The organism is Baaleninema simplex PCC 7105 (genome assembly GCF_000332355.1).
Classification (GTDB): Bacteria; Cyanobacteriota; Cyanobacteriia; order Cyanobacteriales; family Geitlerinemataceae; genus Baaleninema; species Baaleninema simplex.
Window position 1 is genome coordinate 217,975 of sequence record NZ_KB235957.1, and the last position, 10,683, is coordinate 228,657.

The 10,683-nt window shown below is 54.1% G+C and carries 7 protein-coding genes and 2 pseudogenes; 5 read left to right on the plus strand and 4 right to left on the minus strand.

The features are described 5' to 3' along the window. Positions 1–91: 91 nt before the first annotated feature. Positions 92–382: pseudogene (gene tnpA, locus GEI7105_RS28605) on the plus strand (IS200/IS605 family transposase); the annotation flags it as partial. Between the two features lie 1,158 nt (positions 383–1,540). Here the strand turns inward: tnpA and GEI7105_RS40720 are convergent. After that, positions 1,541–2,383: a thiazole synthase gene (locus tag GEI7105_RS40720; protein ID WP_223307592.1), complete on the minus strand. Its 843-nt coding sequence runs from the start codon at positions 2,381–2,383 to the stop codon at positions 1,541–1,543. Positions 2,384–2,545: 162 nt separating this feature from the next. Beyond that, a pseudogene (thiO, locus tag GEI7105_RS40725) lies at positions 2,546–3,580 on the minus strand (glycine oxidase ThiO); the annotation flags it as partial. Between the two features lie 385 nt (positions 3,581–3,965). Here thiO and GEI7105_RS38960 point away from each other — a divergent pair. Beyond that, positions 3,966–4,181 (plus strand): hypothetical protein, encoded by a 216-nt coding sequence (locus GEI7105_RS38960; RefSeq protein ID WP_017658763.1) that lies wholly within the window; start codon positions 3,966–3,968, stop codon positions 4,179–4,181. 216 nt (positions 4,182–4,397) lie between these two features. On the opposite strand, the gene GEI7105_RS0101715 is transcribed toward GEI7105_RS38960, so the two are convergent. After that, complete coding sequence (locus GEI7105_RS0101715) at positions 4,398–4,739, minus strand: hypothetical protein (protein ID WP_017658764.1); 342 nt, start codon at positions 4,737–4,739, stop codon at positions 4,398–4,400. Beyond that, positions 4,736–5,089, minus strand: coding sequence for a 2Fe-2S iron-sulfur cluster-binding protein (locus GEI7105_RS0101720; RefSeq protein WP_017658765.1), 354 nt, complete (start codon positions 5,087–5,089; stop codon positions 4,736–4,738). The genes GEI7105_RS0101715 and GEI7105_RS0101720 overlap by 4 nt, the downstream gene beginning before the upstream one ends. Positions 5,090–5,235: 146 nt before the next feature. Here GEI7105_RS0101720 and cimA point away from each other — a divergent pair, with 146 nt between their 5' ends. The 3 genes from cimA (at position 5,236) to GEI7105_RS0101735 (ending at position 10,556) form a co-directional block, all read left to right on the plus strand. Next, positions 5,236–6,834: a citramalate synthase gene (cimA, locus tag GEI7105_RS0101725; protein WP_017658766.1), complete on the plus strand. Its 1,599-nt coding sequence runs from the start codon at positions 5,236–5,238 to the stop codon at positions 6,832–6,834. Between the two features lie 207 nt (positions 6,835–7,041). Then, complete coding sequence (locus tag GEI7105_RS0101730) at positions 7,042–8,700, plus strand: iron uptake porin (RefSeq protein ID WP_017658767.1); 1,659 nt, start codon at positions 7,042–7,044, stop codon at positions 8,698–8,700. A gap of 173 nt (positions 8,701–8,873) precedes the next feature. Next, the gene (locus GEI7105_RS0101735) at positions 8,874–10,556 is read left to right on the plus strand and encodes an iron uptake porin (RefSeq protein ID WP_017658768.1); all 1,683 of its coding nucleotides are present in this window, start codon (positions 8,874–8,876) and stop codon (positions 10,554–10,556) included. Positions 10,557–10,683: the final 127 nt, after the last annotated feature.

Below are 10,683 nucleotides of genomic sequence, written 5' to 3' on the forward strand. Positions count from 1 at the left end.
GTGGTCTCTCTCATGGGGACACTCTCCACCTTAAATCCTTGTCAGTCAAGGGTTTTGCTTTTATTTTACCTTTTTTACCGTTTAAGTCCCGATAGAAAAGTTCTTCTACACGGTCGCCAGAAAAATGGATTTTGAAATTTTGGAGTTTAACGGCGAATGCGACCACATACACACGCTTATTGAGTATCCGCCGAAGTTATCGGTTTCTCAGATTGTCAATAGTCTTAAGGGTGTATCTAGTCGTAGATACGGACAAGCCGGACTACCAAAGCCATACAAAAAAGATGCCTTGTGGAGTCCGAGCTATTTTGCGTCATCCGTTGGTGGCGCACCTGTCGAGATTCTCAATGTATTGCTTGAGAATCAGAGAAAGCCGTCCTAGAAGGCTTGCCCTGCTCGCACTGCTTGCACTGCTTGCACTGCTTGCACTGAGCTTGTCGAAGTGAGCTTGTCGAAGTGAGCTAAGTCGAAGGGACGGGGTTTTAACCCCAAGTTTTTCAATAAATTGTAGAATTTGAATTAAAAAATATCTAAAATCTGTTCTTGACAAGGAAGAATTAAACGGCTGCGAATTGATATCTTTATTCTGAGATTGACAAAAAAGGAATATTTTAGAAAAAATTAAAAAAATTCCGTTTTACTTCGCAAATGACTGATTTCTAGAGTTTTAAAAAAATATAGCAGCTCTAAATTAATTGTAGATTATCTATCTAGCTATAAAAAGAATTTAGACGTTTCGATGTTTCTATGACTCATCTAAGATTGCTATATGTTGGCATTGAAAATCTTTAACATATTGCCGTTTGCAGTTTTTGCGTTTAGATTTCTGTTTTTTATAATAAAAATGACCGTTTTTGAAGTGACTTTCGCTTCCACATCGGGGACAAATTACAATATAAAATTACAGAGTATTTTGAGTTTTTTGGATTTAAGGTGGTAAGCTAATTTCATAATAAGTAAAACCCTTACTGTAGGGGCGTCATAGCAATGTGTTCTCGCCCAATTTCGCATTCAAAATAACAAATTACACTGCAATTCTCGAAGACCCATCCTTTTTCGATAAGTTAAGTTTCAAGAAGTCTTCACCACATCCCCCCTTAGCCCCCTATCCCCCAACCCCCCTTTCAAAGGGGGGTGGGGGGGATGGTTGGGGGGATAGAGAGACTTATCAGGTTGGACAAAACCAATGTATGAGTCCTCGACTCTGCTCGGACTCATACGGAATCCAGGTTTGAAAACCCTGTTTTGCGGCCCTCGTCGTAAATTCCCTGTACGCTAGGACTTAAATCGATTTTGGGCGATCGCTTTAAGAGGGGTTATGGTGTGCGGATTCCGTATCAGTTCGCGTTCGTCGATGTTCTGAGTGCGGCTATACCACCGATCGAGATATAGCCGCAGCCCCGGCAATCGTGCAGTGTGGGCTGGCAGTCGTCGGGCAAACGGCCAAGATGTTTGGCGAGGGGTTAGGGGTTAAACGTTGGCTTCCCATAGACCCAAGAATCCCCACGCCGTGACAGCTAGAGAGTGTCAATCTCCGAAACTACTCGATCGTGCCGGTCAGTGGCGAACTGGCACTGGCTAAGGCTTTAATGGGAATTCGTCCGGCGCGATAGGCCAGGCGTCCGGCGGTGACAGCCAGTCCCATCGCCTGCGCCATTGCGGGGGGATTTTTCGCCATCGCGATCGCCGAGTTAATCAACACCGCATCGGCACCTAATTCCATCGCTTGCGCCGCTTCGCTAGGGGTTCCGATTCCCGCATCGACGACCACGGGAATCTTAGCGTTTTCCACGATAACCCGCACGTTGGCAGCCGTCTGGATACCTTGACCCGACCCGATCGGCGATCCCAACGGCATCACCGTCGCACAGCCGACGTCTTCCAACCGCTTGGCTAACATGGGGTCGGCGTTGATGTAGGGCAACACCGCAAACCCTTCTTTGACCAACTGTTCCGCCGCTTGCAACGTTCCTACAGGATCGGGAAGCAGATACGTCGGATCGGGAATCACTTCGAGTTTGACGAAGTTGTTGTCTTCCTGACCCAGCAACTTGGCCATTTCGCGCCCCAACCGTGCCACACGCACCGCCTCTTCTGAAGTTTTGCATCCGGCGGTGTTGGGAAGCATCCAAATTTTACTCCAGTCCAAGGCTTCGGCTAAACCTTCGTGTCCGGGGGCGTTGGTTTGTACGCGACGCACCGCCACCGTAACGATTTCGCATCCCGAGAGGGCAATGCTGCGGCGCATATCGTCGAAATGGCGGTATTTACCGCTTCCGGTCATCAAGCGCGATCGAAACGTGCGACCGGCAATCGTCAGTGGAGTATCTTCGAGGGCGAGTTGAGGCGATGTCGGTAACGAGGTCGTACTGGTTTCGCGCACGGAAAGCGTCGTATAAGAGGATGAGGGGACGGTGTGACCGTTGCCGTTGCGATGGTGGACGGCTGCGGCTGGGGTTTCTGAGGCTGTGGACTCGATCGCCTGAAAGCGATCCCAACGAAACGACTCGAGAAGCGGGTCGGCAGTTCCGTCCCACAGCAAATCCGCCGTCAGTTTCGCCGTAATCGGTGCCAGTAAAATGCCGTTGCGATAGTGTCCTGTAGCCAACACCAAATTGTCGCAGTAACTCGACCCCAAAATCGGCAGTTCGTCCGGGGTTCCGGGGCGGAATCCCCACCAAAACTCTTCGATCGCATAGTGTTTCAACGCGGGATACAATCGAACCGCGCGAGCGAGTAAATCGCGCATTCCCTCGGGGGTGTTTCCCGGCGTAAACCCACCTCCTTCCGTCGTCGCCCCAATCACGATCTCGCCGTTGCGACGGGGAATAATGTAAGTCTCGGGACCGAACAACACGCGACGCAGCGGTAGATTCTCCGTGTTGTTCGGCGTGCGAACCGAGAACATCTGACCTTTGACCGGAAATACTGGAATCGGCAGCAGTTCGTTGGCCCAAGACCCCGAAGCGATCGCGTAGCGACCGGCCTGTAGCCGTCCTTCGTTCGTCTGGACGCCGACGATACGATCGCCCTGCTGAATCAAGGCTTCGACGTTAACGCCCTCTCGAACCGTCACCCCCGCTTTCCGCACGGCTAGCGAGAGCGATCGCGCTAAGGCGCGACTGTCGGCTTGTGCGTCTTCGGGATACCACCAACCGCCGACGACTTCCTCTCCGAGTCCCGGTTGGTACTGGCGCACCGTTTCGCGATCGAGCCAAACGGCCGTCCCCGCTTCCTTTGGCGGTTGCGTTTTCGGCATTTCGTAAAACGGTGCGAGAATGCCACAAGCCCAGTATCCCGCCGACAGTCCCGACAGTTCCGACAGTTGGCGCGACCACTCGGCGAACATCCCCCGAGAGCGCAGACAGAGTTGTAACATTGCCCCAGGGGGGATTTCCTCCGCTTGCGGCGCGATCATCCCTCCAGCGGCGTGACTGGCAGCTTGTTGGAAATCGCGGCTGACGACGGTGACGGTGGCGCCGCGCAGTCGGAGTTCGAGGGCAACGGCCAAGCCGATAACGCCGCCGCCGATAACGAGAATGTCAGGAGTCGTTTCTGTCGAGATCTGGTGTCGAGTCATGGTTCGTAATTGAAAATTGGCAATTGACAATTGTGAGAATTGACAATTGAGAGGGGGAGCGATCGAGCTGTTGTTGGATGTAGGATGTTGGAGACAAAGGAACAGATTTCAAAGCGATCGCGCGTGCGCTCCTAAAGACTTGAAGTTTCTCGCACCTAACCCGCTCGATCGTCGCGTTCGGTCTAACGTACAAACAGACTTTCAGTGTAAAGCGTTTGACTGGCCGTACTGGAGACAAAATCTCGAAAACTGCAAACGGTTTCTCTCTAAACCCATCCCCTTTTCACAAAGATCGAAAAGATTCGGAACCTACCATAAGGCTCGGCGAGGAGAAGGCTGAAACGTCGGAGTCGGCGTGGGGGTTGGCGCGGGAGTTAGTGTTGGTGTGGGAGTCGGGGTTGGCGTGGGGGTTGGCGTGGGGGTTGGCATTGGGGTCGGCGTTGGCGTTTGGGTGGGGCCGAACGGTTGTGCGATCGGCGGTTCTTCAGGCGATCGAGACGCAACGTTCCACATTTCGAGACCGAACGCGCCGAGGTCGCTCGTCAAACCGAGTACCAACAGCCCCCAACCCCAAATCGGAAAAGACGACCAACCGTTATAAGCCGACCCTCTAGAGGTTGAGGTTGATGCTGAAGGACTAACGTTTCTGTCTTCAGGAGGTAGACCCTCGGGTGGGTTCTGTGGATTGGACATAGCTGTCTGAGTCGGCAGCAGCGTGCGATACCTTTGAAAAATTTAGTAAAATCGCGTTTAAGTCTTCCTGGTGTATAGCGAACGTCCAACCGATCGCCGGGGATTGATTCTGCTTACGTTTCCTTTACCACAACGCGGGAATCTCGTTTTCGGGCTGCGATCGCACCGTGGGAGAAGGGGTCGCTGTCGGACTGGGGATCGGACTGGGAGTCGGACTGGGGAACTGGGGAACTGCCGTTTCCGAAGACTCGTCGATGTCCGTCGCTGTCGGACTCGAAGGGATCGCGAAGTCGCTTTGCGGCGTTTGCAACCCCTCTTCGGGGCGAGACTGAGATGGAGTCGGGTCGCGATCGCGATCGCCGCGCAGCCAACGACCCTCAGCCACGTAGCGCACGAACGGTAACGTCACCGCCACCACCAACCCCACCCCCGCGATCGCTTTGAGATTTCTAAAAATATCGTTCAACGGTCTCGCGCCGTTCCGTCCGGCGTCCAAACAACCCGATCGCCTTGTCCCCAAAAGCCATCGAACTTCGTCACGCGCACGTCGCCTAACACCCGAGTTTGACAGGCCAAACGCAGATTTCGCGACGACTCGTGAGGTGGGAGCGATCGTCGAGCGCGATCGCGCCAGTTCGCCTCCGACACTTTCCCGTCTACCCGTACCGCACAAGTCCCGCAAGTCCCGATACCGCGACAGTTAATGACAGAAGCATTTCCGTTGTACAAATCGATACCCTGGTGCAGGAGAACGCGGCGGAGATTCGCACCGCGATCGCACTCGAAGGTTTTTCCGCAGGCGGTGACTTTAGGCATAGATTGACTGTTGATGTCTCCTTCTCTATTGTGACAAGCTCGAACGGTTTCCTCCCCAAAAATCGGGTAAAATTTGGAGCAACCGCAGCTTTCTCTTAAGACTTACCCGAATTTCCAAAACTTCCTCAGAACTTTTAAACGCTCCCATGACCGCCAACCGCCTTTGGATTTACGATACGACGCTGCGCGACGGAGCGCAGTGTGAAGGGTTATCGCTCTCTCTCGAAGACAAACTTCGCATTGCCAATCAGCTCGACGCCCTCGGCGTTCCGTTTATTGAAGGCGGTTGGCCAGGTGCCAACCCGAAAGACGTTCAGTTTTTCTGGCAACTGAAAGAAACCCCCCTGCAACGTTCGGAAATCGTCGCCTTCTGTGCGACGCGTCGCCCAGGACGTACCGCCGCAGACGATCCGATGTTACAACCGATCCTCGCGGCCGGAACCCGTTGGATTACCCTGTTCGGCAAATCCTGGGATCTCCACGTCACTGAGGGATTAAAAACCACCCTCGACGAAAACCTGGCCATGATCCGCGACAGCATCGAATATTTTCGCAGCCAGGGACGCCGTATAATTTACGACGCCGAACATTGGTTCGACGGCTACAAACAGAATCCCGAATACGCCCTCAAAACGCTGCAAGCTGCTGCCGAAGCTGGGGCGGCGTGGCTGACGCTGTGCGATACCAACGGCGGAACCCTGCCTCACGAGATCGGTGAAATCGTCTCGGAAGTCGTCTCCGAACTCGGAACCACCGTTCCTTTGGGAATTCACACCCACAACGATTCCGATACGGCCGTAGCCAACGCGCTCTCGGCGGTGTTGGCGGGGGCGACGATGGTTCAGGGAACGATTAACGGCTACGGCGAACGCTGCGGTAACGCCAATCTCTGTTCGGCGATCGCCAACTTACAACTGAAGTTAGGCTATCAGTGTCTCGACGACGACCGACTCCTCGCCCTGACCGAAACCAGTCGGTTCGTCAGCGAAATCGTCAATCTCGCCCCCGACGATCGCGCCCCCTTCGTCGGGCGATCGGCCTTCGCTCACAAAGGCGGCATTCACGTTAGCGCAGTGCAACGCAATCCCCTAACCTACGAACACGTTCGCCCCGAAGCGATCGGCAACCAACGGCGTATCGTCATTTCCGATCAAGCGGGATTGAGTAACGTTCTCGCCAAAGCCCGCAGTTTCGGTATCGAGCTAGACAAACAAAATCCCGCCTGCCGTGAAATCTTAGAACAGTTAAAGACCCTCGAAAGCGAGGGCTATCAATTCGAGGCCGCCGAGGCCAGTTTCGACTTGTTAATGCGGGAAGCGTTGGGACAGCGGCCGGTACTGTTCGAGATAAAAGGCTTTCAAGTTCACTGTACCCAAGGTGACGGCGAGGGAGAAAGCAATTCCCTGGCAACCGTGAAAGTTCGCGTCAACGGCAAAGATTTCTTAGAAGCCGCTGAAGGTAACGGGCCGGTTTCTGCTTTGGACGCCGCCTTGAGAAAAGCCCTGGTGAGTCTGTTCCCCGAAATCGCCGACTTCCACCTGGTCGATTACAAAGTTCGCATTCTCGACAGTCAAGCGGGAACGGCGGCTAAAACCCGAGTGTTGCTCGAATCGACTAACGGACACCAGCGCTGGACGACCGTGGGGGTTTCGACTAACATCATCGACGCCTCGTATCGAGCGGTCGTGGAAGGGCTAGAGTACGGTTTGCTGTTGAAACGCAGTCTCGTCACCGTGGAGAGTTGAGGGAGGGCTCAAAACTCTCAACAATATTAGGGTTTTTTAACACGATCGCCCGACAACCCCAGTTACTCGTGCTTTTTGGTATACGAGACTACATATTTTTAGTAGTCGCGATCGCATTATGGAATATGAATCGCTTACTGTGACTATTAGTCACAGTAGCCCTTTATTTTTCAGGTGTGAGGGAAGATGCGAAAACTTATTTGGCAGATGCTATTGTTCAGCCCGGCGTTCGTAACGCTGTTGGGGCTGAGCGCGCCCGTTCGCGCAGAAAACGAAAAACTCGAGATCGCGTCTGAAGTGGGTCTATCGAAACCCGAAGCGATCGACGAAGCGAGCTTCGGAAGTAAACAAATTTCCGTCAGCGACTTTATCGACGCAACCGAAGAGCGATCGCTCGATCGACCGAGTGCTAATCGCGACCTCGATCAAGTGACCTCCGTGTCTCAACTGTCCGACGTCCAACCGACCGACTGGGCGTTCCAGGCACTCCAATCTCTCGTCGAGCGTTACGGTTGTATCGCGGGGTATCCCGACGGCACCTATCGCGGCAACAGCTTCATGACCCGCTACGAATTCGCCGCTGGTCTCAACGCGTGTCTCGACCAAATCGCCTCCCTTCTCGATATCGAACCCCTCGGTGATGAGGATCTGATTACGATTCGTCGTTTGCAAGAAGAATTCGCTGCCGAACTGGCCGCCTTACGCGGACGAGTGGACGGCTTAGAAGCACGGGTGGCCGAACTCGAAGCCAACCAGTTCTCTACCACCACCAAACTGCAAGGAGAAGTCGTCTTCGGACTGGCTGACGCCTGGGGCGGAGAAGATGTCGATATCGACAACAACCAAACCGTCTTCCAGTACCGCGCCCGTCTGGCCTTCGTCTCCAGCTTCACCGGACGCGACCAACTCTGGACTCGTCTCGACGCCGGAAACGCCACCTACTTCAACAACCTCGACCAAGGGGTCTTCACTCACAGCTTCGACAGCGGCAGCAGCGTCGAGATCGGCTGGTTGGCGTACTACTTCCCCATCGGCGACAACGTCCAAGTTTACTTACCGGCCGCCTATCCCCTGTGGCAAGATTTCGTCCCCACCGTCAGCCCCTACTTCGAGGGCTTCACCGGTGCCAGCAACGCCCTGTCTAGCTTTGCCGAATCGAGTCCGATTTACAAAATCGGTCTGTCCAACGGTGGCGGTATCGGTTTCAACGTCGAAGCGACGGACTGGCTGACGGTTTCGGCCGGTTACTTCGGTGGCGACTCCTTCAGCCCCAGCCAGAAAGAAGGGCTGTTCAACGGCGAGTACTCGATGCTCGGACAGCTCACCTTCAACTTCGACAACTTGCAAGTGGGCTTGACCTACAACCACGCCTACTTCAACGACAGCCCCAACAGCGATAACGGGATTTTCGACCTCGGACCGGGAACCTTTACCGCCGTACAGCCCTTTGGTGGCAACGCAGCCCTGTATACCAACTCCTACGGTGCAGCGGCGTCCTACCAACTCGGCGACAGCATTTCCATCAACGCATTTGGCGGTTACACCGACGCCGAATCTCGGGCTTCGGGTAAAGACGATGCTGAAATCTGGTACTACGGCTTAGGCTTAGCCTTCCCCGACTTAGGCGGAGATGGAAACTTACTCGGCATCATGGCCGGTGCAGAGCCTTACGTGGGTGGCTTGAACGGTAGCAGCAACGATTCGGTCGCCGACGATACGCCGTTCCACCTCGAAGCCTTTTATCGCTATCAGCTCAACGACAACATTTCGATTACGCCAGGCGTGATTTGGTTGACGGCACCGCAAGGTGAAAAAGACAACGACGACGCTGTGGTCGGCATCCTGCGGACGACCTTCACGTTCTAGCAGGAAGTCTCGCCACTTCGCCACTTGAGTTCCCGTCGAGCGATCGAGTTGTTTGACTTTATGTCAGACAATTCGATCGTTCGATCGTAATGTCGTTGCCTCGACCTCGATTCTTCCCGTACAATTTGGTCGGTGTTGAGGTGTGAACGAAGATGTATCACCATTCCCGGCCGATGTTACGAGTTAGCCCCGTTCTGGCAGTCCTGTTGAGCGCGAACGCTGTTTCGGCGGCGATCGAACCTTCTGAAACAAATACCCGTTCCGACAAAAAACTCGCTGAGATCGCCACAGTCTCTCCGAGCAAACAGCTCTCCGTCGACGATTTTATTGAAGCCCGAGAAAACCAATCGATAACCCAAGGTCGGCAAGCGCCCTCTGGCAATTCCCGCTCTCAAGTGACCTCGGTGTCGCAACTCTCCGACGTCCAACCCACTGACTGGGCGTTCCAAGCATTACAATCCCTCGTCGAACGCTACGGTTGTATCGCGGGGTATCCCGACGGCACCTATCGCGGCAACAGTTTCATGACCCGCTATGAGTTCGCTGCCGGTCTCAATGCGTGTCTCGACCAAATCGTCTCCCTTCTCGATATCGAACCCCTCGGTGATGAAGATCTGATTACGATTCGTCGTTTGCAAGAAGAATTCGCCGCCGAACTGGCCGCCTTGCGAGGACGAGTCGACGGTTTAGAGTCCCGCGTCGCCGAACTCGAAGCCAATCAGTTTTCCACCACCACCCAACTGCAAGGAGAAGTCGTCTTCGGACTGGCTGACGCCTGGGGCGGAGAAGAAGTCGGCGCCGACAACACGCAAAGCGTCTTTCAATACCGAGCGCGTCTTGCCTTCGTCTCCAGCTTTACCGGACGCGACCAACTTTGGACTCGTCTCGACGCGGCCAACGCCGGGCCTCTCGTCGAAATTGGCGGCGATGCCATTCAAGGTGCGACCACCTATCAAACCACCGATTCCGGCAGCAGCGTCGGTGTGGGCTGGCTGGCGTACTACTTCCCCATCGGCGACAACGTTCAAGTTTACCTCCCGGCGGCTTTCCCGTTATGGCAAGACTTCGTACCGACGGTCAGTCCGTACTTTGAAGGCTTTACGGGAGCGAGCAATGCCGTCTCGAGTTGGGCAGAATCGAGTCCGATTTATAAAATGGGGCTGTCTAACGGGGGCGGCATCGGCGTCAACGTGGAAATTACCGACGAGTTGATGTTGTCAGGGGGATATTTCGGCGGCGATTCCTTCAATCCCACGGAGAAAAACGGCTTGTTTAACGGGGATTATTCGACCCTCGGACAGCTAACCTTCACGTCGGGAGATTTCCAAGTGGCGGCCACGTTCCACCACGGCTATTTCAACAATTTCCGCGATGAAGGCGACGCCTTGTTCGATACCTTGGTGGGAACGGTTCGCGCTCGCAATCCGTTCTTCGACGAATCGACGTTCACCAACTCCTACGGTTTACAAGCGGCGTATCAAATTACGGATGGTATTGCGGTCAACGCCTACGGTGGGTTTACCCACGCTCAAGCGGCCGGACAAAATGCCAAAGCGGAAATTTGGTATTACGGTTTAGGTTTGGCGTTCCCCGATTTGCTACTTCCGGGTAACTTGCTCGGGATTATGGCTGGGGCAGAGCCTTACGTGGGCGGCTACGAAGGTCAAGATGTCGGCGGTATCGTCAGCGATACGTTGTCCGACGATACGGCGATTCACCTGGAAACTTTCTATCGGTTCCAGTTGAGCGACAACATTTCGATTACGCCCGCTGTCATTTGGATTACAGCCCCCGACGGCGATCGGGATAACGAAGATGTGGTTTATGGTGTATTGCGGACGACGTTTACGTTCTAATCGTTGCATTTTTCTCTGATAAATGTCCCCGTAGAAACGGTTTGAAAAACGTCTCTACGGGGATTTTTAAATAGGGCTTGCTGAAAAGAAGTGAAAAGCTTACGGTGTAAGGCTTAGAGGAGTCTTG

Coding starts and splice junctions, on each gene's coding strand:
- GEI7105_RS0101720 (WP_017658765.1), bottom strand. CDS start 5,089: ATGCCTAAAGTCACCGCCTGCGGAAAAACCTTCGAGTGCGATCGCGGT.
- cimA (WP_017658766.1), top strand. CDS start 5,236: ATGACCGCCAACCGCCTTTGGATTTACGATACGACGCTGCGCGACGGA.
- GEI7105_RS0101730 (WP_017658767.1), top strand. CDS start 7,042: ATGCTATTGTTCAGCCCGGCGTTCGTAACGCTGTTGGGGCTGAGCGCG.
- GEI7105_RS0101735 (WP_017658768.1), top strand. CDS start 8,874: ATGTTACGAGTTAGCCCCGTTCTGGCAGTCCTGTTGAGCGCGAACGCT.